This window comes from Segetibacter sp. 3557_3, from assembly GCF_004354985.1.
Taxonomy (GTDB): Bacteria; Bacteroidota; Bacteroidia; order Chitinophagales; family Chitinophagaceae; genus Segetibacter.
Window position 1 is genome coordinate 329,382 of record NZ_SMSK01000004.1, and the last position, 24,669, is coordinate 354,050.

Sequence of the window (24,669 nt, forward strand, 5' to 3'; positions counted from 1 at the left end):
GAAGCAGTGAATAGCGATAAGCTTAGCGTTGGCCTCAAACCTGAGCCGCTATTCAAATTGGATAGCAAAATAGACACAATTTGTGTTGCCGTTGTTTTTAAGTGCGTGGGGCACATTTGAGCCGAGATAATAGATGCTCCCGGTACCACCTGGATATAATTTGCCGGCTATTTCCATTTCTGTTCGGCCGTCTGTTACCAGTACAATCTCCTCAGCCTTATGTGTATGTGGTTCATGACTCTTAAGCCCTTGTTTCAGGGTGGTTTCGTGTATTTCAAGACGCCTGAACATAGCCGTTGGTCGTTCAAGCAGATCGCGCCTGCCGCCTTTGTCATGAGGCTTGAAAGCTATTTTGTCCAGGTCAGTAATTAACGAACCTCCTGCAGTATTTGCGCTTTCCAAAACCTTTTCGTGCTTGCTTCGATACCGCATCAGGTAGTAGGTGCATGCTTCATTTTTTTGCGTTTCCAACGCATACTTTTGACCCGGAATTAGTAGCGCGACTGTTCCTGCGCCAACTGTATGCGTCGACTCATTTAGTTCCAACGAAATCCTGCCTGACTTCACAATTAACAGCTGCTCCTCGTCTGTTGGGACTTGAATATCAATCTTTGTTTTTACCGCCTTAAGTTGATTGGCGCTTACCTGAAGCCACTGCAAGTCAAATGCTTTTCCTTGAAACAGGATGGCAGACGATATCGATTTACTGCTTTGTTTCGGCGGAACCTTCCAATTGTAAACTCCCGATAATATAGAATCCGTTTGTGCCGGAACAGCAATCGGAAAAACGAACAACAATATGAAAATAACACGCATACTGTCGTTAAGTTTTTTTAATAGCGTATGGTTCCCTTTGTACCCTGCTGACCATCTTATTTGCTTCGTCATCATTTTTAAATTGCTCTTTTGCAGGATCCCAGTACACCTTTCTTTTTAGTTTCATAGCGATATGGTGTAGTAAACAGGCAGAACAGGAGCGGTGTGCTTCTTCTACGGGTGCAATCGGGGTTTTGTTGTCCCTTATGGCATCCAGCCAGTTACCGTGATGTTCTTTACTTACAGGGAGGTGAAACTCATTGGGCCCAATAACCGATTGCATGATCCTGGGATCGCTGGCATCTAACTTTTTTGCTTGTGTGCTTCCTGCTCCCGGATCGCTTGACGTTGCCTGGTAGTCACCCCTTGAAACAAAGATCCAACCTTCACTTCCTACAAACTTCACCCCATTTGGTATTTCATTGCTCACAACCATTCGCACGCCATTCGCGTACAATGCTTCCGTTTTAAATATCCCATGTACATCCCACAAACCAGATGTAGGAAATTGTGCAGTGCCCCAGACTTCAATTGGTCCGCTACGTTCCATACCCATTCCCCAATGTGCAGAGTCAACATGATGAGCACCCCACCCGGTAATCATACCGGCGCCGAATTGCTCGCAACGTAACCAGCCCGGCCGGCCGTATCCATTCTGCGGATGCACCCGATCTTCGGTGTAATGAACTTTTGGTGTAGAGCCCAGCCACATATCGTAATCCAACCCGGCAGGCACGGGCATTTCTTTCTCCTCGCCACCGGCAGGGTCGCCAGGTAGACCAACAAAAACGGTTTGCAATTGACCTATTCTTCCGTTACGAACCAGCTCGGCTGCGTACCGGAACTGTTCTGATGATCGTTGCTGGCTGCCGATCTGGAATTTGACCCCGCTGCTTCCGATGATGTCGCTCATCATTCGCCCTTCAGCAATGGTAAGCGAAGCAGGTTTTTGCATGTAGATGTGTTTCTTTGCGCGGGCAGCATCGACGCCGATTTTTGCGTGCCAATGGTCAGGTGTACTAATGATAACTGCATCGACATCTTTATTCTTCAGCAACTCACGGTAATCGTGATACACCCTTACGCCGTCATACGGTTTTCCATCTCTCTTCGTATAATACTCATTTACCAATTCCTTACCTTCCTGAGCCCTTTTTTTATCGAAGTCGCACACGGCAATTACCTGTGCGTAATCATGCTGCCATACACCTGGCAAGTCGTGTATACGCGATATGCGACCAGTGCCAATGGCTCCGATGTTGATACGGTTACTTGGTGCGCGTTTTCCGAAAACGGTGGCAGGCACGATAGCTGGAAAGCCAACCGCTAGCGAGGTGCCTAATACGGCCTTTACAGAATTATTCAGGAAGTGCCGCCGGCTGATTGTTGATTTTGTCTGCTCGACCATGAGTTTTGTATTTGATGGCAATTAAGACTTTTAGTTAAGAGTTGCTGTCGCTATTTGACCATTTTTGCTTTTGGTGGGGCTGCAAAATACTGCCAGGCGCTTTCCGCTTTTGCTGCATCGAATTTTCCATTAAAAACAACCAACCGGTATTTCAAGGTGTAGGTTTTTCCCGGCTCTAACAACCAGTTTTTGTCTTTTGTAGGCGCAAAATTGAAAAACATGTCGCCCCTTCCGTTTGTATTTTCGGTCCATATGCGCATGGGTTCGGGATGGTTGAAGTTGGCCGGGTACGAGAGAAAAGCTATTCCACCTGAGTCATTGCCTGGTAGCGCACCCTGAACAATGCACCACTTCGCTTTTGAGCCATCAGTATCCTTGCGTGTTTTTCCTTCTGAAGTCAGTACCTCGCAATTTTGATTGTTCCAGTATTCAGTTGTACGCCAACCCATTCCGGCGTAACGGTATGCAACAATTAAAAACGGGCTCGCGGTGGCGCAGTTCATTTTCGACGTAATGTCTACAACGTAGTACTTGTCCTGTTCCTGTGGTTTGTATACGCGCACCGTTTGCAATTCGTTTAGTGCTACTTTTTCGGAACCATCCTTTTTGAATACAACATGTTCGTGTAAAGCTTCAAATTCCGAGAACACCGGTCCATCAGTTACAGAGGCAAACTTTGCAAAGCGTACCGTTCCCTGTTTGCCTTTGATGTTCCAGAAATCAACCGTGTCTTTCTCAAAATATACATGCGTCCAGGGGTTCCAAATGCCATAATGGTGGTAGTGGTCGGGGGCCTGTATGCGGGTAAGTTCTTGTCCGTTGGGCGTCCACAACGGATGTATAAAACCACTACGCTTGAAGTTCGTGTCGATACCTGTGGGCGGGTAAACCGTTTGGTAATGATAGCTCAGCAGGTTCTTTTGACCATTTCGGACAACTAATGCCCCTTCGTTCAAAGTTGCTTTTATGTCGCTGGTCGCAGCTGAGCCGGCGCCTTTCACCAGTTCATAGATATAGCGTTTTTTGCCAGGTGCAATGGTCCAGTTTAGTGTTCGTTGACCTGCATGGTGAATTTGAAAAGGAACGAGTGTTTTTTTACCATTTTCAACTTGCAGGAGTGTTAATGCGGAGTCGGGAACGAAGCTGATCTCATCGAGATTAATACTTGCAGGCGTACTAAGCATGTGCGCGCGTTCCGGCTGTACTTCAAAGGAGGCTATCTTTTGCGCAACAGTGCATATTGAACATGCAAGAGATAGTCCTATAATCAATAGCTTTTTCATATCAATCGTATGTCCTGTATTACCAAAGTAGATTTCCGGAGTCTCCGGGTGAATCAAGCTTTGATGTTTGGGATAATATTCTACTGAAAGCCTCCGTTCCTCGAAAGTTTTAAACTTTTTGAAGCGCTTTTTGGGTTTCAGTTTTTTCGTCAAATAGGAACGGAAGGTTTTTCCCGCGCCGGTTCAAAACGAATATAACAAAAATCTAATAATGTAACCGGTTGCAATCTTTTGATTGCAACCCAATGTAGCCTCAGTTGGTGATCGGGGAGCAATTACAGGTGGAATTACGAGGCCTATCCTTATTGAATACCTTGAACAAGAAATCAGGCTTAACCCACACCGGCTAATGACGGGGTTATGCCTTAGTGCAGTGAGCGCAACCCGGAAGGGTACAGGTGTAAGAAAACTAGCCTGAAACGTACCATTTGCAGTACTATGAAGCCTGGCCAGAAATGGAACAAGCAAAATGGATGTGAATTGATACAGCTGTCTGCAGGACGGCAGTTGATAACTCCAGCTAAAGCATTACCCACTTAGCCGCGCACAATTGTCGGGGCTACACACGCGCTTAGCTAAGTATGCCGGCAGACCTTTCGGCTTTACAAATGCTCCATGTGCACCGTACTCATTAATCCGGCTAAGACGATGTAAAGCAGGGAGTTTTGGTCAATCTAAAGCGCGACGACTCGCATGGTCTTCAAACATCCAATAGTTAGCTTGACCAACTTATGTGCATGTCGGCTGGGTGACCCGGCAAGGCGGTGGATATGACTATGGCGACCAGTGAACACACCCTGTTGCCCATACGATGGTCGTGGCAACAGCTGTCATATCGTAGTAATATCAGCTCCTCCTGCAACAGAACACTGCCCGATTTGTGAACAGGACAATTTTAATTGTCGAATGGTTGATTTATTTGATCATGGAACCATCTATGCCGGTTCCCGTTAACTTAATTTGATAGGGCCATTGCTCTTCCTGGTTGTTACTGCTTTCGGTTCGTTGCCGCGGCGCACTAACCGGCCAATGTTCAGTTGGTGCACCCATCACCACCAGCCATAGATGTTCCGTGTTTTTCGGCACCTTAAAGTTTACAGAACCAACGGCTTTTTTAAAAGCATCCGAGTAAACCCTGCTTCCGTCTTTTTTGTGCGCAACAAAGCCATAACGCCATCCTGCGTTATCGGTTTTAACAGCGGTAAAGCCTTCACTGCCGGCCAAACCTTTAAATTCTAGCCTGATCCTTGTTCCGCCTTTTGGCACCGCAAGCCTGATCCCGTTGTAACCATAGTTTTGGGGACAGTGTGTTTTTGCAATCCTGTACCAGCCGTCGGCAGCAGCATTCAGCGTAGTGGTATGCTGGTTTGCATATGGTGCGGCTACCTGTTTAATTCGCTCCATATCCCAGGTGATAAAACGTCTGCATGCATCGAATATCTCATCATTGAATTGCTCCTGGTTTAAATTGGTTATCCTTTTGTAAGTCATTACCGGGTCCTCGCCTTGCTGTGTTAACCGGCTGAGTTTCCCAAAAAATTCAATACCATGTTTATTCGACCAGTACTCAAATACATACGGAGAGTGATACATGTTGGTAGGATGAAGAAATGCATAGTGCGTCTTCTTCATAAAATCAACGAGGTGATAATTTTCGAAGGTCATCCATTCGGGGTATACCTGCCATAAAAGGTACTGCGCCGACATTTCTGAAATCGCCCCTCTCGGCCCGGTGCCATGATCAGCCCGCATAATGTATTGAAACGAATGTCCCAGTTCGTGCGCAAGTGTTCCATATGGCATCTTGCTCATTCTTCCCGGTGGGGTCCAGAGCATACCTACTTTGTTTTCGCTGCCGCCACCAAATGCTGTTCCGCCTTCACCACTGAACACGTAAAGTACCATCTTGTATTTATCCGTTAGCGACTTGCCCTTCTCAACCAGCTTCAGGTTATTTACGTAGAAGTCGTAAAAGCGCTCCAGTTCTTTGAGTGCTTCCGCAGGGTTAAACCTTTTTTTCTCGTTGGCATTCGTGGTAGGATCGTCACCAAATTCTTTGTGCCAGAAAATGGCGATGTCATCTCCCTGAACCATCCGCTGAAAACTGTATTCACTTTCATTTTTAGCGTAGTCGTTGCCATCAGGCACCCGGTTCACTTTTGCAGGTAGGTATAACTCCTTTGTGCCTGATCGGTGTTGAGCCTGCTGGATCGTGGGAGCCGTTTGGGCAGTTGCAGAAGTGCATGCAATGTTGAACCCCAGAACTACTGCTGCGAGCAGGCCTTTGCTGACAAACATTTTGGCGATTTTTTGTAAGTGAACAACTGATTTCGAGAGAAGTAAATTTATGCGTTCTTCGTACCGCTTGGATTACCGCAGGTCGAATGTGTTAAAATCTGCAATGGATTGGGTAATTCGTATTTAGTAGGTGCGGGGTTTACCTGCAATTAAATCTTGTTGGTGACGCCAATGGCAGCTTTTTATATGGAGAAATGCCTGTATTATTCGTTTGCTGTTTCGACCGGTAGGAATGTGCGGGGTGTGCATTATGGTTCCCAATAGCATGACAGCCTTCATTTAACTCTTATGGAACCCGGTAAAGGCGCAGTTTCCGCTCTTTAGGTGGATGCTGTAGTATTTAGCTCGAACTAGGTGTAAAGTACTTGTTCGTCGGTGTAGAAAGTTTTCCTCGATCCATTTGTTACAATCTTCACAGGATAGCGGGTGGGGCTTTCTTTTACCTTGCGATTATGTATTTTCAGGAATTCTTTTATTTCCCCGGTAATCAATCCGGGGTAAGCCTTTTTAATTTTTTCGGTTGCTGAGGTCAACACCTTTTTGATTGCTTTAGCCAACTCTCTTATCTTTTCGTCGGGTATCGCATCAGCATGAGAAAAGGGAGAAATCTTTGTTTCCCATAGTATTTCATCGCTATAGCCATTACCTATTCCACGTATCAGGTTTTGATCAAGGAGGATATTTTTTATCGCTGTTTTACGCGATAGTAATTTCTTCAGGTATTTAAAATCAAGCGCCTTATCCAGTGCATCAATCCCGTCTTTGTCCACAGGGTTGAGTTTAACATTCGCATTTCTCATCCGGTCGGTAAGCGCAATACCGGAACCATCATCAAAATGAAGTTCGACAATGGTAAACTTGTTTTTATTGGTTTGCTCGAACGGAAACATATCACCCGTTAACATCAGGTGCATACCGAGCATTGTTCCGTTCGAGAATTGGTAGCGTAATTCTTTTCCTGACCTGAAAACATCTTCAAGTGTTTTGCCCTCCAATGAAGCTGATAAAGCTTCCTGTGTATCCTGCAATTTGTTTCCGTTGATAACGGTAACTTTAGTCAGCACCTTGCCTGAAAAACGTGATTTTATATTGCTGGAAAAAACTTCGATGTCCGGGATCTCTGGCATTTGTTACAAATTTTCAGTGTAAATCTCGTGCAACTAATATAGGGTACTTTCAGGGCTAAACAAACATCAAAAAAGCTTAACTACATTACGTTTACTTTCTTATTGCATGCAGTAAATCGTTAAGCTCTTTTTTCGAATACATTTTTCCGTTGGAAAGCACCATGTTGATGTTGTCGATCGCATTGATGTTGGTCAGTGGATTTTCTTCCAGTACAACAAGGTCAGAAGACTTACCTTTTTGTATGCTGCCATAAGTCTTTTCAACGCCGAAAAATTTGGAGCCGTTGATGGTGGAAGTTTGTAATGCTTGTGCAGGTGTAAGTCCGGATGCAGCGATAAGCTTGATCTCCTCGTGCAGGGAAGAGCCCGGGTAAACATACGAGTTGGATGCGCCACAATCGGAGCCTGCCATAATATTTACTCCGCTTCGGAAAAGCTGGGGAACCAGGGAAGCCGCTTTTGCTGCAAACTGCTTAGAGAACCGGGTGCTTTCGTCTGACTGACGCTTTGCGCTTGCTATACGCCCCGCGTAGGTTGCCTGTATCTTCTTATCGATATACGGCAGCAAGCTGTCCGCAGTATGATCTGTCTCCTTGATTTCACCAAGTGTTTTGGAAATAAACAAGGTGGGTACTATAGAAACCCGCTTTTCGGCCAGGTGCCTGAATAACTTATCTGCTGTGGGCTGGTCATAGGTATCATATATCGTCGGCAAGGCAGCAAACAAGCCGATAGGTTTTGTGGTCTTTTCGCTTTGTATGATTGCATTGGTAATACTGTCTTCTTTTGCTGAACACGCTTTGATCACATAATACAGGTGTTCTGACCCATCAAGACCGCGGTCAACAGCTTCCCTTAACTTGACAGTATATGGCATATGTCCTGACGTTTTCATTCCCTGCTGTTGAGCCTGGCTGATGGTTTCTAAAAAGGCTTCTCTCGACACTTTGCTGTCATACAGTTTTACGTAGTCAACTTTCAGTTTTTTAAGTGAGTCAAGTGCTTTGGATACTTCTCCTGGTGTCGTGACTTCCAATGAACCCGCCCAGGTGGCTCCGGGCCCGTCGATCTTTGGCCCTGATGAAAATATTCGCGGGCCGGCCAGGGTACCGGCTTCAATCTGTTTTTTCCAGTCCATCACCGCAGGCGTGATGTCGCCGCCACAATCCCTCACTGTAGTAATACCATAGGCAAGAAAAAGAGGTAACAGGGCTTTGTTGGCCTCAATTAAACTGTCCCCACCGCGAAAATGTACATGATTATCCCAGAGTCCCGGAATTATGTATTTGCCGCCAAGATCAATGGAACGTGCAGCTTTATATTGCGCCGATTTGCGGGTATCATCTATTGCCTGGATCGTATTGCCCGAAATTGCTATCAGCCGCCCAGACTCAATTTTACCTTCGGCGACATTTACAATGTTTGCGTTAGTAATTACAAGCGTGTATTGAGGTTTATTCGGCTGCGAAAAACCGGTATAGGTCATACATAAACCGAGCAGCGTAGCAACTAGTGTTTTCATGTGGGGAGAGAATTTAATTGTAGGAATTGTTGGGGACCGGGGTAGTGGCAAATATAGGTTTTAGCAATAATATCCACCCTCCCCGGATCCTGTTAATCTAATAGTAGTTAAAGTTCAATCAGGAAACAGAAAGCTTGCCGCCATAAAGTGTTGTCGTTGAACGGAGTCGCCCGTACCACTGGCGCAGCCCGGGCGGGCAACCACCGCTCCATTACAAATCAACCGCCCGTCACCAAAAAGGGCTCATGCTGTTTAGCGTCTCAACAGAAGCTGCTTGAAGGAAGGCTTTGTCGTTTGTTATCAGTGGTTAGGACGTTGAAAAATGTGCCATACCACAGGTAAGATGAGACGGCAGTTTTACGATGAAATTTGGTTCACATTTTTCACCAGATCTGGTGATTGCTGGTCTTGCCATGATGGTTGATTTTTGAAGTGAAATCAGTAGCCACACGAACGAGGTTTTCAACCCCACTTACCCAAGCACTTTTCCATCATCTATAAAACCCTTTGTATGCACTTCAAAAACACTACATTGGCAACCCTGGCAATCTTTCTAATGGTAACCAGTTGCACAAAAACCGAACTTACCTCTGCTTACAGTAATCCCAATGGTGCGGGTTCAACTGCCCGATCAGCGGCGGCCGGCACTTCAAGCAGGGGATCCGCAAACGGCAATTACCTGGTCATCTGCAAAACACCCGCTGTCTCTAAAAAAGTTCTGGACCAGGTACAATCAATCGGCACCGTCACCCGTTCACTTGCGGAATTCGGCGTGGTGCTCGCTAAGTCGACTGATCCCGATTTTGCCAGCACCATCAGCCAGGTAAACGAGGTTGAAAGCGTGGTTCCGGATTTGGAATACGACATGCTTGTTAATACCTGGCAGTCAGATAAGGCACATCGCTTTTCGGCAAGCGCAGTGGCACCGCAAACTTCGCATTTGTCTCTTCCAGGACTAACAGGTTCAAACAGTATTGCCCCTTTACAATGGAATTTAAAGGCGGTAAATGCCCATGCGGCCTTTGCTTCGGGGTACAAAGGTGCGGGCGCGGTTGTAGCGGTCCTCGACGGCGGTTTTTACATGGATAATCCTGACCTCGCACCGAATATCCTGGTGAACAAAGCTACAAGTTTTATCCCTGGTGAAAGCGCACAGTACAAGTACCCGACCGGCATTAGCCACGGCACCCACGTAGCCGGTATTATTGCCGCTGCTGACAATGATTATGGTATTGTTGGCATTGCTCCTGCTGCAAAGCTGATGCTGGTTAAGGTGCTCTCCGATGATGGCTGGGCAACCCTGGGCACTATTCTCTCAGGGATTTACTATGCAGCCAACAACGGTGCGGATATTATTAGCATGAGCCTTGGTGGATTTTTCCCAAGGAACGACCATACTTTCACTCCGGATTTCCTTGCGCTGAACAGGGCATTCCAATATGCCAAACAGAAAGGTGTCGTCAGCATTGCTGCAGTAGGCAATTCTTCCCTGGATTTCAATGGGCAGGGACAACTTACCGTCCTTCCTGCATCGAGTGTAAATGTTATTGCAATATCAGCAACGGGCCCATTGGGTTGGGGCACCGACCAAAACACATCGCTTTTTCCGCCTGCTGTTTATACCAATTTCGGAACCAGCCTGATTGACTTTGCGGCCCCCGGCGGCAATACAAAGTTGCCACAGAACAATACCCCTGTAACAATAGGTGGGCTGACCCTGCCAGTCTGGATATTCGACGAGGTAGTGAGCGATGGTAAAACGGGTGAGTTCGTGTTTATGTCGGGCACCAGTATGGCTGCTCCCGCAGCCGCCGGTGTTGCTGCGCTTATCGTAGGAAAACACGGCGGCAACATTTCGCCGGTATCGGTAGAAAACAAGATGAAGGCATCAGCCGTGGACATGGGAGCCCCGGGTAACGACGACTACTATGGAAGAGGCCACGTTAATGCAGGAAACGCCGTTCAGCAATAAAGAAAAACACCACACAACTGTGCCGAAAGTCCCTGCAAGGGGACTTTCGGTTTTATATTATAGAGCACAGCGGAGGGCACTTTCGACGAATACCAGTTACTACGGCAAAGTCAGTTTCAAAAGTGGTGTAAGCAGCTTTTCCATCCTTTTCTGTACTAACCCGATCAGGGACCACGGTGACTTAGTATCCTGTTTACCGCCCTGTTTTTTAACATGGCGGAACGTCCCCGGGTATAGGAACCGTCGAAATGTTTTGATAACTTAGTACGAGCAAGCAAGCCGTCCGCTCGACTAAACCCTTATTTATGAAAAAGTACATAATGCTCTTATTGGGCTGCGCCTGGTTTGCTGGTGCAGGCTACGCACAGAAAGATTTCCAAAAGAAGATTCAATCCCAGCTTATTCTTGCTGAACCAGGCGCCGTTATTGAATTGCCAGAAGGCACATTTACCTTAACAAACACACTTTCGCTTGAAGGCAAAAACAACATAACGATCCGTGGAAAGGGGATGGATAAAACCATCTTAAGTTTTAAAAACCAGACCGACGGCGCTGAAGGTATCCGGGTGAGCAATGGCAGTGACATTGTTTTAGAGTCTTTTACCGTACAGGATTCGAAAGGGGACGGCATAAAAACGATGAGTGTCAACGGTATTTCTTTCAACAAGGTAAAAGCAGGTTGGACTGGTGATCCCAAGGCTGAAAACGGGGGGTACGGTTTATATCCTGTGCAGTGCCAAAAGGTGCTGATTGATCATTGTGAAGCAACAGGTGCCTCAGATGCAGGGATATATGTGGGCCAGTCAGCGGATATCATCGTAAGGAACTCAAAAGCTTATCGAAATGTTGCCGGCATTGAAATTGAAAATTCGCTTCGCGCAGAAGTTTACGACAATGAAGCTTTTGAAAATACCGGCGGCATCCTGGTGTTCGACCTGCCAGACCTGGTGTTGAAACGCGGAGGTCAGATAAAGGTTTATCGCAATAAGGTGCACGATAATAACCACGTGAACTTTGCGCCGAAAGGTAATATCGTTGCAATGGTACCGAGTGGAACAGGCCTGATGATTCTGGCCACGAAAAATGTGCAGGTGTACCAAAACCAGATACTCAACAACCAGAGTTTTGGAACCGCGATTGTAAGCTATTTCACCACGGGCAAGCAGGTAAAGGATACCGCCTACGATCCTTTTCCCTCGGCCATCAGGATATACGATAATGTATATGAAAGAAAGCCGGGAACTCCGGTCGGAACTGATCCGATAGCAACTGTTGTGGGCAAAACCTTCGGTGAACAGGTGCCGCACATCTTTTTTGATGGCTTCAAAAATCCTGCATTGTTGGATGGTGCGGGTGAATGGACGGCAGGTAATTGTATTTCTATCTCCAATAACAAAGGACAATCAATCGCTAACCTCGACGTTCAAAACGGCTTTAAGAATATCGCACGTGCGGATGATGCCTTTAAGTGTGCTAATTGATATGTTGCGATTAAGCATAATCCTGATTGTGGCTTTTATCGGCTCCGGTTTTCTAGTAGCTTATTCGGGTAATACCTACAACGGTAAAGCATACCCGGAGCGATTGTCTGAATGGCAAATCTTCGATGCGAATATGGCCTCGCTTATGCCGAAGCCTGGGGTAGTGCCATTCGATCTCAACACCCCGCTGTTTTCCGATTATGCTGAAAAGGCCAGGTTTATACGCCTGCCAAGGGGTACGTCGGTAGAATATACTTCCTCGGGTATTTTAGCATTTCCAACAGGGGCATTACTCATTAAAACCTTTTACTATTCAGCTGACCTTAGAAAACCAGGGCAAAACAAACAGCTCATTGAAACAAGACTCTTGTTAAAAGAAGCTGCTGAATGGAAGGCGCTTACCTATGTTTGGAACGAGGAGCAAACAGATGCCTTCCTGGAAATCGCAGGTGAAGACCGCCTCGTTCGCTTTGTAAACTCCGATGGCGAGGCTAAAGAACTCCGTTACGTGATACCAAATCAAAACCAGTGCAAGGGTTGTCATAACGTAAATGAAATGCTGCTGCCTATAGGCCCAACTGCGGCCCAGCTTAACCGCAATTACCTGTACCAGTCGGGAGTGCAAAATCAATTGCGCTACTGGAAATTAAAGGGCATGTTGAACGGTCTGCCCGAGCTGCGAACAGTTTCAAAAACCCCGGTCTGGAACGATCCTGCTAGCGGTGATCTTGAAAGCCGGGCCCGTGCTTACCTCGCCATAAATTGTGCGCATTGTCATTCGCCCCAGGGACCTGCCCGTACGTCAGGCCTCTATCTTACCGAAACGGAAACCAACAAAACCGCACTCGGCATCCACAAGTCACCTGTAGCTGCCGGCAAAGGATCAGGCGGCAGGCTCGTGGACATTTTACCGGGAAGCGCAGACTCATCTATTCTCTGGTACCGGATGCAAGCCGAAGGCGCCGGGGAGCGTATGCCCGAACTTGGTAAAAGCCTGGTGCATAAAGAAGGTGTTGCGCTGATCCGTGATTGGATCAACAATATGAAATAAACTTCATAGTTAAAAAATGGTGCAGGCTGGCATGTTGCCACAGCTGGCCTTAGCTTCTACATTCTCCACCTCTATATTCAAATGATTTCCTGAAAAAGTTTCCGGGAACAGGGAAGTCTGTAATTTCCGTGTTGATTACCTTTTAAGAATATCACTTCTCACCACGTTGGTGCGGGTGTACAAATACTGTATTGCATGATCAGAAATAAGCGCGTTTGCCTTTCGCTACTTGCTGTAACAAGCGGATTGATCTGGATGAGTTTTAAACAGGAAAGTAAGGTTGAAGTTGTTTGTTTTGGAGACTCCATAACTTATGGTGCAAACGTAAACGGTCACAGTTGGGTATGGCTGTTATCGCGGGCGAACCCATCCATAAACTTTATTAATGCGGGCAGAAGTGGAAGAAAAACTGCTGATAAACAAGAACTGTTGCCCGTACTCGACAAGTATCCTGATGCAGGCTACTACCTCATTTTCCTGGGCGTAAACGATTTAAAAGATGGTAACGACTCGATGGTAACTACCTGTGTAAACAACATGAAATGGATGATTGGTCAAATTCGTAAAACTGCACCCGGGGCAAAGATCATTGTTCTCTCTCCCGCAGATATCAATGTTGAAACCATGTCGGAAGTTAACGTGAAAAAGATGTACAATGTGCACACCCATGAGTCCCTTCAACTCCTCGATAAAAGATACCGGGCTCTTGCGAAGCAGGAAGATGTGCAATTTATTTCATTGCTGGATGTTGTCGCTAAACCCAATTATGCCGACGGGCTTCATCCAAATGAAAGTGGACAGCAGGAGATTGCTGATCGGGTTTGGAAACACCTGCGTAAACAGGTTCTAAAAGGCAAAGACAAACAACACGGATGACTGGCCGGCTGTGCCGGAGCCAAAGCAATTTTTACTGAAACAAAATGACCCGCCAATCAGCGGGTCATTTTGTTGTAGCATTATTTTTTTTCGTTGGCATGTTGGGTCAACGGTTTGCTACCTAAACCACAATATGGTTCATCACCCAGGTCAGCTCGTACCATAGCGTTTAAGCTTTCTCCTTAGTCAGTTGCCAGTCGGGCCTGATGAAGTGGCAGGTATAACCACCCGGGTTTTTTCGCAGGTAATCCTGGTGTTCTGCTTCAGCATCCCAGAAATCTCCGGTGGGCACTACTTCGGTTACAATTGCGCCGGGCCATTTCTTAGAAAGGGCCATTTCGGCAATCAGGTCGGTAGCAACTTGCTGCTGTTCTTCGTTTGCATAAAAGATCGCCGAACGGTACGATGTTCCGCGGTCGTTACCCTGGCGGTTTTTCGTGGTGGGGTCGTGTATCTGGAAGAAGAACTCCAGCAGTTTTCGGTAGCTCAACGTATCCGAATCAAAGGTTACAGCAATACCTTCTGCATGCGTGCCATGGTTACGGTAAGTGGCATTTTTTACGTCGCCGCCTGTATAGCCGACAACGGTATCAATCACCCCCGGCAGATCCCTTATCAGGTCCTCAACTCCCCAGAAGCAGCCCCCGGCGAGTATGGCTTTTTCGATTTTCATATACTTAATATTTTGCTTTGTTCTGTTTGTAAAAGTACTTAATAACATTCCTACCCGCACAATTGTTGGCTCAACCAATTCGCCCCGTTGAAGAGGCATTTTTGTAATTGAAGGTTAGCACTAAGATGGAGATCGGTTTTCGTGTTAGCCAACCCTTTTTCGGCCCGCATGATATTTTTTTTGTACTAAGCAGTTGTGCTACTATTTAGCAGCCGTTGCCACGCTCGCTTGTACGGTGAGAAGATAACTCAGCAGGACCTGGCGATAAGCTGTTTACACCCAGCAAAACATTTGTACCATTGCAGCTTAATGCTGGATTTGCATGCGTTTGCGCCTTAATTTTTTGGTCTAAACACCGGCATATACAATGCGTTGGTTTTGCTCCCTGGGGTTATCCTGTACAAGAGTGCGACGCAACGGCAGCACCATCGGAGAGGCTTCTGCCGGGTCCAAAAAAAGGCTGCTTACTGCGCTGCGGCTACTTTGGCGAGTGCCGCATTGTTCGATATTGGTTCTGATGCTGTGTACGCTTTGATCGCAAACATAATTCATAGCGAGAGGCTATTCGCACATTCCGCAACCCGCTTTTCAGCTGGCGTGAAGCTTGCCTTGGCATCAACCCGGTTCTACTACATTCGCGTTGTAAATTAGTCAATCATGCAACGGGCAAACTACAGTGATAAAGCTATTGTAATCGACATACTCAGTTGCGCTTTTGCCGAAAATCAAAGTGTCAACTACATTGTAAAGCAGGATCACAAGAGGCTGAGGCGCATCCGTAACCTGATGAGCTATTCGTTCGACACCTGCTTTAGGTTTGGAGAGATCTGGTTATCGGATGACAAGACCGGATGTGCCCTGGTTGTTTTGCCCGACAGGAAAAGATTTACGTTGCGATCGATTCTTTGGGATATTAAACTGATGTATAGCTGCATGGGAATCTCCAACACAGGTAAGGCCATGTTAAGAGAATCGAAAATCAAAAAACTTCAGCCGGATACACCTTTGTATTACCTCTGGTTTATCGGGGTTCAGCCCCAGGCACAACACCGCGGAACGGGAACTGCACTGATGATTGGGATTATTGCAGAGGCAAAAAGGCTAGAACGGATCATCTGCCTGGAAACCTCAACAGTAACAAATTTACCGTGGTACCAGCGCTTTGGATTTAACGTTTATACAGAGCTTAACCTCGGCTATCAGCTTTACTTTCTTAAGCGGGGGTAAGGGTATTGCTGTATGGATTGAGCTGGTTTATTCACCTGCAGGTACAGCAGGGGCGGGGCGTCGGCATAAAAAGGAAACCCGAAGATTATTGCAGCAAACCTGCTGACCACTCCACGGCATACCGGGCTTTATTCAATTTAATAGAAAGATCAATTTTCTTTTGCAGTGTTTCGATAACCTTTATCTCGCGGCTGTTTACCAGGAAAAGTGAGCTTTCGCCCTGTGAAAATTTTAGTTCCTCGTTGCGCAGCAGCGATTGGTAGCTGGCATACATATTTTCGATGATTCTCAACTGGCTCGAAATGGTGACGTACTCGTTGTAGTACGACTGTACTTTGTTTTTTAATTGCAAACGTTTATCGATTAGTTCGAGATTGGCTTCCCTGACCTTCAATTGTGCCTGCCGGTAGTCGCCACGGGCTTCTCTTAAAAATATGGGAATGCGAAAATCAACTCCCCAGTTGTAATTGTTGCCGATATAGGCGGTACTCATATTTTTGAGTGCATAATAATCTTTGCTCAGCAGGTTGGCTTTAACCGAAAAGTAGGGCAACATACTCTGGAACTTTAGCCTTCGTTCAATTTCAAGACTATTGATCTTGTAGCCATAGATCCGCAGTCCGGGGTTTAGTACCGACGACTCGTTTAACAAAGCCTGAATTTGAAGTAAGGGTGCTGCATTTGCCTCACGGTTTTCCGGTAAGGTTTGTTCCGGCAAATCCAAGGGTTCTTCGTTTTGCTGCCATAAGAAATTGGCGAGTTCTAAACTGGCATTGTTCCAGGCAAGCCTGGTGCTTTCAAGGATCATCTGGTATTGCTGAAATTGTGCAAATGCTTCCGTAGTATCCATTTGTGCACGATCGCCGTTCTGGAATGAAATCCGCATCAGCCGAAGCCGTCTTTCAGCAACGTTAACAAAGCCCGACATAATGGCGTACTGCTGCCATGCGCCTGCCCACTGCCAGTATGTACTGTACGCATCATACAGCAGGTTGTTGATGATCAGTCGCCGTTCCTGTTCAGTTTGGTCGCGGTATATTCTTGCCTGTTGCAGTACCGCCCGGCGATTGTCGATCAACAGCCCCTTGCCAAGGGGTAACTCATAACCGAGATAACTTGCGCGGCCCTTTGTTTCTTCTGTGGTTAAATAATTGCCCCCATTGTTTTGTATCCCTGTTTTCAGGTTGCCAACGGGCAATGGAATGCCAAACTCTGCGATGTTGTATTGATAATAGTTGGTGCCGGCAAAAGTTTTACGGCTTGCCTCAAACGACACTGTGGGATCAAAACCACCCCTTGCCGCCATCAGCTCCGCCATACCTTTATCAACCTGTATCGCTGCCTGTTTGGCAACAGGATGAAACTGTTTTACCCGGGTTATAAATTGGTCCAGGGTAAGGATGTTTGTTTGTTCTGTTTGCCCATAAACAACTTGTACGCAAAGTAACAACAGTACAAAACAGGCGTGCTTAAGTCTCATGGTCACTTGATAAACAGTTCGCCAACATAGTTAACGATCCCTTAGAAATATTTAATTTATAATACCAATTACACTTCCATCAATACCTCAACACCTCAATACCATTACCTCAATACCCAATCCCTAAAAAGCTCTAAACAACTCACTTCGCCGGTTTCTCTGGTTTCATCTGGTAGTATTCAGGCGGGAAGCCATTAATATTCCGCCATAGCTCATAGTATATCTTCACGTCTTTCAACAAGGCAATTCCATTTGCGCCGCTGCCCATCCGCAATTGCTGCGGCCATTTGCGGTCGTTAGGATCCTCTACCACCAGCACCCTGAATTTACCACTAGTGCTCACAGATGACTCTACCGCTGAAACCTTGCCACCAAACGTACCATAGCTGTTTTGCGGCCATCCACTAAAAACAATAGCGGGAAAGCCGTCGAATACCAACCTTACCTGCTGGCCGATGCTAATCAACGGCAGGTCCATCGGTTCAATAAACATTTCAACAGCATATTGCCGGGTAGAAGGCACAATTTGCGCGATCATTTCTCCCTCTTTCAACATTTCGCCCAATCCCGCTTTCTTGGCATTTGTTACCTGGCCATCCTGTGGAGCGGTAATATAGTACAGCTTGTTTCTGACATCATAACCCGCAAACTGGTTTTGTAATTTTGCCACGTCTGCTTCGGTAGAGGCGATTGTTGCCAGTGACGAAAATCGATCGCCTTCCGCTTTTGATATCTTGTCGGTGTATTCCTGTACAGTACTGTTCTTTTCAATTCTAAGGTTTAGCAATTCCTGCCTGCCTTGCTGGTACTTATTTTCAGCACTGATCTTTTTGGCAGTGCCCTGCTGAAAATTCACCCGTCGCTTTTCGAAATCCACCAGGGAAATTGCGCCGCTGTCGAGCATTACCCTTGCCGCATCAAGTTGTCTTTTATAAACCTCCAGTTCGTTTTGAATGGCTACAATGTCGGCACTGTCGCTTGCAACTTTCAGTTGCTGTTGCTGTAGCTTGTTGTCGAGCGATTGCAGCTTTAGTTGCTGAGCCTGCAACAAGGCCCCTGTCTGTACTTCAGCGGTGCCTGCCTTGCCCTGGTAGCCACGCATGCTTTCCTGTTTGGCGTTGATCTGCTGTTGGGTCCTGTCGAGCAGTAGCGGATCGAAGTAGTCAACCTTTACTTCTCCCAGTTGTAAAATCGTATCACCCGCTTTTACAAAGTCGCCTTCTTTTACATACCACTTCTTTACATTTCCCGCAATGATCGTGTTTAATTCCTGTGGCCTTTCTTCCTGCCGCAAGGTGGTAACACTGCCCTTCGCGCGAATGTTTTGCGTCCACGGCAAAAACAAGGTCAGCAGAAATATTCCAATCATCGTCCAGGTCCATGTTTTTACATGTCCCTTCTTCCTGATCTTATAGATTTTTCCAAACGAATGGTACCGGCTTTCAAGTGCCTGCTGTTCTATATTGATGGATAAAAAACTTTTCATTGCTGTATAGTTCTGTTTAGCGCTGTTTGCCCAGGTTGATCACCACATCACAATAATCAGAGATCAACGGGTTTTCCGCGGCAATAACTACGGTTGTATTGTTATTTTTCTTCAACATTTCCACCACGGCCTCAATTGCAACCGGCTCAAGGTATTCAAAAGGTTCTTCCAGTAACAGTAAACGGTGCTTACCCAACAGGGCACGAACCAAAAGTATTCTTTGCCTGATGTGTTTTGGCAGTCGCTTACCTACCGTGTTCAACTGCATGTCAAATCCATTATGATCGGACTGAACAAATTCCAGGAGCCCGATTTTATCCGCAAGCCGGGTCACCTCTTCCGGAGCAATCGTTTGATCTCCCATGGTGATGTTTTCCCATAATGATCCCTCGAAAATTTCCTGGCTACTGAGCAGTATCCCGGTCGATGCACGCAGCGTATCGAGTTCATAGTTATTGATTGGCTTGCCATCAATAACGATATTACCGGTAAAGTCTTTATAGCTTCCTGTAAGCAATCGCAACAGGGTAGACTTGCCCGAACCCGACCTTCCCGCAATATGGGCCCATTTGCCCGGCTCTATATGAAAGCTTACATCTTCAAGAACCTTATCGCCATTGTGATACCCGAAGCTAACCTCTTCAAAGCGCACGGATAAGGGCTTGCCACCAGATTGCATAATTGCTGTTCCGCCGGTTTCCTTTTCGGCTTCTGTAATCTTTCCAAGTTTTTCAATCGACACCAGCGCGTCGTAAACCTTATCAAGACTTACAATCAGTTTTTCTACCGAGGCAATTATTGCGATGATCACAATGTCGGCCGCAATAAATTGTCCCACGTTGATTTGTTGGTTCACCAGCAGTATTGTACCTACAATAAGCATCGCCGCCGTAATGATTACTTTAAAGCTGATCAGGCTCCAAAACTGCACCAGCAACACCCTGAAGTATCGGGTTCTTGCATCGAGGTGACCAGCCACAAGCGCATCGGTTTTGGTGATGTGCAGGTTGCCCGGCGAGTATTTGAACGAATTGGTGAGGTTGGCAGTCTCCTGCAACCACCACAGCACTTTGTACTTGTAGTCACTCGACTTTAAAGCAAGCCGCAATCCCTCAGGTGAAGTAAACCGAACGATCAGTACGATGATGGTAATCAGTAAGGCGCCAAAGGCGATAAATACGGGGTGATAAAAAGATAGTAACAACAGGCCAAAAAGAATCTGGATAAAAGCCGCCGGAAGGTCAAGCAACAATTTCTCAAGACCTTTCTGCAATGAGATCGTATCAAAAAACCGGTTTACCAACTCCGGTAAATGGTAGCCGTCTAGTTTTACCAGGTTAAGCCTGGGCAAACTGTTGCTAAACTCCAGGCCAAAGCGTAGGAAAATCTTTTGCTTCAGTTTCTCAATTATCTCCAGCTGTCTTACCTGCAAAACCCCGTTGATGAACGTGCCAAGCACTACCAGCAGGATGAGTGTAATAATGGAGGTTGATATCGATCCCGCCATCACGAAGCTGATGATGGTTTGAATACCCAAAGGCAGTGAAAGCTGAACAACGCCTGCAAGTACGGCAAGCATATAAACGGCAATGATGTCCTGCTTGTCGTGTAATAACAGCCTGTGCAATTTTCCCGATGATGATAATATAGAGGCAGAACTATTTGTAGGCATTGATTATTTTATTCGTAAACGCAAATATCAACCTGGGTATACATAAAATACATTTATACTTCTTATGTTTGGCATAAACATCCTTTATGAACTACACCTTTCACCAACTCAAGGTGTTTATCGCGGTTGTGGATAACAAAAGTATAACAAAGGCGGCGCAAGCGTTAAACATGACCCAACCTGCCGTATCGATCCAATTGAAAAATCTGCAGGAACAGTTTGATATTCCACTAACAGAGGTGATTGGTCGAAAGTTATATGTTACAGTTTTTGGTCATGAGCTTTACGCCATTGCCATAAAAGTGGTGGAGGAACTGGCCAATATTACTTATCGCACACAGAGCTTTAAGGGCATGTTATCGGGTAAGCTGAAAATATCGGTTGCTTCAACGGGCAAATACGTGATGCCCTACTACCTTAAAGGTTTTCTTAAAATTTACCCTGACATTGATTTGGTCATGGACGTCACCAACAAAACCCATGTAATTAAAAGCATCTCAAACAATGAAGTTGATTTTGCGCTCGTATCGGTTTTGCCCGAACACCTGGAGATCGAACAGGAAGTTTTGCTGCCAAATAAACTTTATCTCACCGCTGCTGCCGATACAACCATTGATCAACCCGGCAAGCTAAACGAATCCGTATTCAGTAAAATTCCACTTATCTATCGCGAAGAAGGCTCGGGTACCCGAGTTACCATGCAACAGTACTTCCGCGAAGTTCACGTGGTGCCAACCATAAAACTTGAACTTACTTCCAGCGAGGCCGTTAAACAGGCCGTTCTCGCCGGCCTTGGCTTTTCTATACAATCCATCCTTAGTATAAAGAACGAGTTAAAGCAGGAAGAAATCAAGATCATCCCGGTCAAAGGCTTACCGCTTACTGAGAACTGGCGATTGATATGGTTGAAGCAGAAAAAGATGTCCATAGTAGCCTCGGCATTTCTGGACTATACCAGGCAACAAAAATCAGCAATTTACAAGGATCACTTTTCCTGGATAGAACAGTATTAGCGTGATTGATCACGGTGCCACATTCTTCGGAAAGTCCTTGTGGTATACCCCTCCCAGGTGAAAAGAGCCCCTTTACCAGGAACCACTTTGTCTGCCTTCGCTGCCGGAAGGTTTTGGGCGTGCCCCCATCCCGCCTGCGGACGGGAATGGGTCGGGCTTTTCCGTTCCAAGTCCTCGTCCCCCCAAAAACAACATTGGGGGGCCTGCGGGCTTTCCACTCCAATCCCTCACGCTTGCTCTTGCAAGCTTAAAACTCCCCCTCCGGTACGAAATGAACAACCGCTCTTCATCGTGTTGAAGTTTGCACTGTTCAATACCTGTCTTAGCCACACCAGGGGAGATGGCGCGATTTTGATGCGCGGCCATATACCTTTGGTCGACCCCGGGCAAAGCCGGTGAGTTTATATTTTCTTCAGCTCATCTGTGAACAATATTTGGCCGTGGTGGTTTTATCCTGTTCAGGTGCACGGGCATTGATCGGGTGTGCTGCCCATGTAAATAATTCAGCGTCCACCGGCTTATACATACAGGTATCGGCAGAAAACGGGGGCGCTAACGATTGCCGCTGTAAAATCTTAAGAAGTAGAACACATGCGTATTTTATTGGTTGAAGATGAACCAGACGTAGCATCGTTTATCAGGCGGGCCCTCGAAGAGGATGACTACGAGGTTACGGTAGCGATGGATGGAAACATGGCCTGGGAGTACCTCAAGTCTTATCATTACGACCTTTGCATTTTTGACCTCATGCTGCCAGGTATCAATGGCATCGAACTTAGTAAGCGAACCCGGGAACGCGGGATCAGCACACCTATAATGATGTTGACTGCACTAAGTGCAACCGACAATATTGTAATGGGTCTCGACAGCGGGGCCGACGACTACCTCACCAAACCTTTTAAGTTGGCCGAACTTCAGGCCCGTATACGAACCCTGTTACGCAGGCACCAGCCTGTTCTACAAGCCCCCGTGAAAACGGCAAAAAATACGCTGTCCATTGCCGATATCGTATTAAACACCGACGAAAAATCAGTTACCAGGAACGATGTTCCGGTTGAACTTACTGCTACGGAATACCGCTTGCTCGAGTTCCTCCTCAAGAACCAACGTAAAGTGCTTTCGCGGATGGAATTACTGGAACACGTTTGGGGGTACGATTTTAACCTAAATACCAAAGTGGTAGATGTATACATCAATTATCTTCGAAAAAAAATCGACCGGGGCGATGCACCTAAACTCATACACACAGTGGTCGGGATGGGGTATATCCTAAAAGAAGTATACAATGAAGGTCCAGATTAAGATTGCACTGATTTTTACACTGGTTTGTTCGATAGTTTTGATTGGGTTGAGTCTTGCCGTTTATCTATACGCAAACGAAAAAGCATTTCAGGATTTCTACGCACGCCTTGAACTTAGGGCTAATATTGCCGCCAAAGCCAACCTTGGCTCCGACACACTAAGTAAAACTGCTTATGAGCAGGTCCGCTACCAGGTACTTCAACAGCTCCCCGACGAAAAGGAATTTATTGTTCCCGCAGACTCGCTGAAAAAAAATGCAAAGGGCACCCTTGCCGCAAGTTTACCCAGGCGTTTCGTGGAAGATCTTACCACCAATAAACACGCAGTTTACCGCGACGAATACCAGTTTTATAAAGGTATTTACTACCACAATAACAAAGGTGAATTTGCCATCATTGTAACGGCTATTCATAGTTATGCTCAAAACTTCCTGCTAAATTTAAAAACCATCCTGCTTGCGGCAAACCTCATTTGCCCTTTTCTGATGTTTGGAATCGGTGTCTTTTTTTCCAGTCATATTCTTGCACCAATCCGAAAAATCAACCAGGCCGTTAAAGACATCAATGCCACTTCGCTGCACAACAGGTTAGCGGTTAAACCTGGCAAAGACGAAATCTCTGAACTTGGGGCTACATTCAATCGCATGTTAGCCAGGTTGGAAACCTCTTTTGAAACCCAAAACAATTTTGTAAGCAACGCCTCCCACGAGCTTAATACCCCGCTTACTGCTATCATTGGCGAAGCCGAATATGCCTTGTCTAAAACCCGGAGCCCCGAACAGTACCAACAAGGTTTAAAGGTTGTTCTTGGGCAGGCCGAGAAATTAAAAAACATTGTAAAGAGCCTGCTGGAATTGGCGCAATCAGGTTTTTCGGGCAACCTTTCCTTTGAATGGGTGCAGATATCGGAACTGGTACAAAACGTTTTAAAAGTTTCCAGCAGCATTTATCCCGATTGTAAAATCGTAAATGATACCAGCGTTCAACCTGCAAACATCCAGGACATTTCCATAATGGGAAACTTTCACCTTCTCGAATTATGCATTTCAAATATATTGTTGAATGCCTGTAAATATTCTACAGGTGAAAGTGTAACATTCGCTGTTGGCGTAACCGATAAACATGTACTTTTTGTAATTCGCGACAAAGGAATTGGGATCCCTGCCGCAGATATCCCGCACATTTTCGATCCCTTCTTCAGGGCCTCCAACGTAAAACACTCCACGGGTTATGGAATAGGCCTGCCACTTGCACAAAACATCATTCAGTTGCACCACGGCTCAATTAAAATTACCTCCCGTGAATCGGAAGGAACAGAGGTGCTCGTAAAGTTTCCACTTCATTCCTAAGCACCCCTGTTTATTCTTACCGGTTTCTTACCACAATTTTAAAATGTTCTTACTTCATCCTAACCCGGCTCTTACCTGGTTGAGGCAGTTTTGTTTTAAAATAATTCATTATGAAAAATGTACTACTGCCAACCGACCTAAGTATCCAATCACTATGGCCCATTCACCAGATTGTTAAGGATGCGAAACAAGAACAGGTAAAGATTCACCTGGTGCACCTCGTAAGGCTGCCGACATCAATCAATGATCTTCTCTTCTTGAACGAAGACAAGTACTATGCACAGGTATCTGAAAGTTTTTCTGAGGCTTTACAGGTCTTTCGTAATAAGTACCGCGGAACCATCAACCTGATCGGCCTGCGGTTTATCTATTGCAACACCTCGGCATACCTGCGCAACTTTATCGAAGGAAACCATGTAGAAGCGGTATATAAGCTTGTCAATTACGATTACAGGCGCCCTTTTGCTGAGTCGGTAGATTTTGCAACTTGTCTCACCAAATCAAAAGTGCCTGTTCATGAACTATCACTGAGAGAAGAAAATTCTGCAAAACACCTTAACCTGTCGGTGCTATTAAGCGGTGAGTACCAAAAAACCACCGCTGACAATCTTGTTTCTGTTCCGGCATAATGCTA

Annotated in this window: 19 protein-coding genes; 9 read left to right on the forward strand and 10 right to left on the reverse strand. The window is 46.1% G+C overall.

The window, feature by feature from the left end:
• Positions 1-48 precede the first annotated feature (48 nt).
• The 6 genes from EXU57_RS09320 to EXU57_RS09345 form a co-directional block, all read right to left on the reverse strand.
• A complete protein-coding gene (locus EXU57_RS09320) occupies positions 49-816 on the reverse strand; it encodes a cupin domain-containing protein (protein ID WP_165958090.1) in 768 nt (255 codons plus the stop codon).
• A gap of 7 nt (positions 817-823) precedes the next feature.
• Positions 824-2,224 (reverse strand): Gfo/Idh/MocA family protein, encoded by a 1,401-nt coding sequence (locus EXU57_RS09325; RefSeq protein ID WP_133267923.1) that lies wholly within the window; start codon positions 2,222-2,224, stop codon positions 824-826.
• Positions 2,225-2,274: 50 nt separating this feature from the next.
• On the reverse strand, positions 2,275-3,507 hold the full coding sequence (locus EXU57_RS09330) for a PmoA family protein (protein ID WP_133267924.1): 1,233 nt from the start codon (positions 3,505-3,507) through the stop codon (positions 2,275-2,277).
• Positions 3,508-4,422: 915 nt separating this feature from the next.
• Positions 4,423-5,805 carry a DUF6055 domain-containing protein gene (locus tag EXU57_RS09335; RefSeq protein ID WP_207955441.1) on the reverse strand — a complete coding sequence of 461 codons (1,383 nt, stop codon included), beginning with the start codon at positions 5,803-5,805 and terminating at the stop codon, positions 4,423-4,425.
• Between the two features lie 350 nt (positions 5,806-6,155).
• Positions 6,156-6,932 carry a DNA-formamidopyrimidine glycosylase family protein gene (locus EXU57_RS09340; protein ID WP_133267925.1) on the reverse strand — a complete coding sequence of 259 codons (777 nt, stop codon included), beginning with the start codon at positions 6,930-6,932 and terminating at the stop codon, positions 6,156-6,158.
• A gap of 91 nt (positions 6,933-7,023) precedes the next feature.
• Positions 7,024-8,454: an amidohydrolase family protein gene (locus EXU57_RS09345; RefSeq protein ID WP_133267926.1), complete on the reverse strand. Its 1,431-nt coding sequence runs from the start codon at positions 8,452-8,454 to the stop codon at positions 7,024-7,026.
• A gap of 511 nt (positions 8,455-8,965) precedes the next feature.
• Here EXU57_RS09345 and EXU57_RS09350 point away from each other — a divergent pair.
• The 4 genes from EXU57_RS09350 to EXU57_RS09365 all read left to right on the forward strand — a co-directional run bounded on the left by EXU57_RS09350 (position 8,966) and on the right by EXU57_RS09365 (position 13,834).
• On the forward strand, positions 8,966-10,426 hold the full coding sequence (locus tag EXU57_RS09350; protein ID WP_133267927.1) for a S8 family peptidase: 1,461 nt from the start codon (positions 8,966-8,968) through the stop codon (positions 10,424-10,426).
• Positions 10,427-10,731: 305 nt separating this feature from the next.
• Complete coding sequence (locus tag EXU57_RS09355; protein WP_133267928.1) at positions 10,732-11,907, forward strand: parallel beta-helix domain-containing protein; 1,176 nt, start codon at positions 10,732-10,734, stop codon at positions 11,905-11,907.
• Positions 11,882-12,958, forward strand: coding sequence for an SO2930 family diheme c-type cytochrome (locus EXU57_RS09360; RefSeq protein WP_207955442.1), 1,077 nt, complete (start codon positions 11,882-11,884; stop codon positions 12,956-12,958). Before EXU57_RS09355 ends, EXU57_RS09360 begins: the two co-directional genes overlap by 26 nt.
• 195 nt (positions 12,959-13,153) lie before the next feature.
• Positions 13,154-13,834 (forward strand): SGNH/GDSL hydrolase family protein, encoded by a 681-nt coding sequence (locus EXU57_RS09365; protein WP_133267929.1) that lies wholly within the window; start codon positions 13,154-13,156, stop codon positions 13,832-13,834.
• 169 nt (positions 13,835-14,003) lie between these two features.
• Here the strand turns inward: EXU57_RS09365 and msrA are convergent, their stop codons facing one another.
• Complete coding sequence (gene msrA / locus EXU57_RS09370; RefSeq protein WP_133267930.1) at positions 14,004-14,507, reverse strand: peptide-methionine (S)-S-oxide reductase MsrA; 504 nt, start codon at positions 14,505-14,507, stop codon at positions 14,004-14,006.
• Between the two features lie 657 nt (positions 14,508-15,164).
• Between msrA and EXU57_RS09375 the strand changes: the two genes are divergently transcribed.
• Entirely contained in the window at positions 15,165-15,734 is a 570-nt protein-coding gene (locus EXU57_RS09375) for a GNAT family N-acetyltransferase (protein ID WP_133267931.1), read from the forward strand.
• A gap of 85 nt (positions 15,735-15,819) precedes the next feature.
• Here EXU57_RS09375 and EXU57_RS09380 read toward each other — a convergent pair whose 3' ends face one another.
• The 3 genes from EXU57_RS09380 to EXU57_RS09390 all read right to left on the reverse strand — a co-directional run bounded on the left by EXU57_RS09380 (position 15,820) and on the right by EXU57_RS09390 (position 20,372).
• On the reverse strand, positions 15,820-17,214 hold the full coding sequence (locus EXU57_RS09380; RefSeq protein WP_133267932.1) for a TolC family protein: 1,395 nt from the start codon (positions 17,212-17,214) through the stop codon (positions 15,820-15,822).
• Positions 17,215-17,356: 142 nt separating this feature from the next.
• The gene (locus tag EXU57_RS09385) at positions 17,357-18,700 is read right to left on the reverse strand and encodes an HlyD family secretion protein (RefSeq protein ID WP_133267933.1); all 1,344 of its coding nucleotides are present in this window, start codon (positions 18,698-18,700) and stop codon (positions 17,357-17,359) included.
• A 16-nt stretch (positions 18,701-18,716) separates the two neighbouring features.
• Complete coding sequence (locus EXU57_RS09390) at positions 18,717-20,372, reverse strand: peptidase domain-containing ABC transporter (protein ID WP_133267934.1); 1,656 nt, start codon at positions 20,370-20,372, stop codon at positions 18,717-18,719.
• An 86-nt stretch (positions 20,373-20,458) separates the two neighbouring features.
• Between EXU57_RS09390 and EXU57_RS09395 the strand changes: the two genes are divergently transcribed.
• The 4 genes from EXU57_RS09395 to EXU57_RS09410 all read left to right on the forward strand — a co-directional run bounded on the left by EXU57_RS09395 (position 20,459) and on the right by EXU57_RS09410 (position 24,664).
• On the forward strand, positions 20,459-21,385 hold the full coding sequence (locus EXU57_RS09395) for a LysR family transcriptional regulator (protein ID WP_133267935.1): 927 nt from the start codon (positions 20,459-20,461) through the stop codon (positions 21,383-21,385).
• A gap of 591 nt (positions 21,386-21,976) precedes the next feature.
• Positions 21,977-22,687 carry a response regulator transcription factor gene (locus tag EXU57_RS09400; protein WP_133267936.1) on the forward strand — a complete coding sequence of 237 codons (711 nt, stop codon included), beginning with the start codon at positions 21,977-21,979 and terminating at the stop codon, positions 22,685-22,687.
• Positions 22,671-24,035, forward strand: a complete 1,365-nt coding sequence (locus EXU57_RS09405; RefSeq protein WP_133267937.1) for a sensor histidine kinase — start codon at positions 22,671-22,673, stop codon at positions 24,033-24,035. The genes EXU57_RS09400 and EXU57_RS09405 overlap by 17 nt, the downstream gene beginning before the upstream one ends.
• A gap of 110 nt (positions 24,036-24,145) precedes the next feature.
• Complete coding sequence (locus EXU57_RS09410; protein ID WP_133267938.1) at positions 24,146-24,664, forward strand: hypothetical protein; 519 nt, start codon at positions 24,146-24,148, stop codon at positions 24,662-24,664.
• Positions 24,665-24,669: the final 5 nt, after the last annotated feature.

Coding starts and splice junctions, on each gene's coding strand:
- EXU57_RS09320 (WP_165958090.1), bottom strand. CDS start 816: ATGCGTGTTATTTTCATATTGTTGTTCGTTTTTCCGATTGCTGTTCCG.
- EXU57_RS09325 (WP_133267923.1), bottom strand. CDS start 2,224: ATGGTCGAGCAGACAAAATCAACAATCAGCCGGCGGCACTTCCTGAAT.
- EXU57_RS09330 (WP_133267924.1), bottom strand. CDS start 3,507: ATGAAAAAGCTATTGATTATAGGACTATCTCTTGCATGTTCAATATGC.
- EXU57_RS09335 (WP_207955441.1), bottom strand. CDS start 5,805: ATGTTTGTCAGCAAAGGCCTGCTCGCAGCAGTAGTTCTGGGGTTCAAC.
- EXU57_RS09340 (WP_133267925.1), bottom strand. CDS start 6,932: ATGCCAGAGATCCCGGACATCGAAGTTTTTTCCAGCAATATAAAATCA.
- EXU57_RS09345 (WP_133267926.1), bottom strand. CDS start 8,454: ATGAAAACACTAGTTGCTACGCTGCTCGGTTTATGTATGACCTATACC.
- EXU57_RS09350 (WP_133267927.1), top strand. CDS start 8,966: ATGCACTTCAAAAACACTACATTGGCAACCCTGGCAATCTTTCTAATG.
- EXU57_RS09355 (WP_133267928.1), top strand. CDS start 10,732: ATGAAAAAGTACATAATGCTCTTATTGGGCTGCGCCTGGTTTGCTGGT.
- EXU57_RS09360 (WP_207955442.1), top strand. CDS start 11,882: ATGATGCCTTTAAGTGTGCTAATTGATATGTTGCGATTAAGCATAATC.
- EXU57_RS09365 (WP_133267929.1), top strand. CDS start 13,154: ATGATCAGAAATAAGCGCGTTTGCCTTTCGCTACTTGCTGTAACAAGC.
- msrA (WP_133267930.1), bottom strand. CDS start 14,507: ATGAAAATCGAAAAAGCCATACTCGCCGGGGGCTGCTTCTGGGGAGTT.
- EXU57_RS09375 (WP_133267931.1), top strand. CDS start 15,165: ATGCAACGGGCAAACTACAGTGATAAAGCTATTGTAATCGACATACTC.
- EXU57_RS09380 (WP_133267932.1), bottom strand. CDS start 17,214: ATGAGACTTAAGCACGCCTGTTTTGTACTGTTGTTACTTTGCGTACAA.
- EXU57_RS09385 (WP_133267933.1), bottom strand. CDS start 18,700: ATGAAAAGTTTTTTATCCATCAATATAGAACAGCAGGCACTTGAAAGC.
- EXU57_RS09390 (WP_133267934.1), bottom strand. CDS start 20,372: ATGCCTACAAATAGTTCTGCCTCTATATTATCATCATCGGGAAAATTG.
- EXU57_RS09395 (WP_133267935.1), top strand. CDS start 20,459: ATGAACTACACCTTTCACCAACTCAAGGTGTTTATCGCGGTTGTGGAT.
- EXU57_RS09400 (WP_133267936.1), top strand. CDS start 21,977: ATGCGTATTTTATTGGTTGAAGATGAACCAGACGTAGCATCGTTTATC.
- EXU57_RS09405 (WP_133267937.1), top strand. CDS start 22,671: ATGAAGGTCCAGATTAAGATTGCACTGATTTTTACACTGGTTTGTTCG.
- EXU57_RS09410 (WP_133267938.1), top strand. CDS start 24,146: ATGAAAAATGTACTACTGCCAACCGACCTAAGTATCCAATCACTATGG.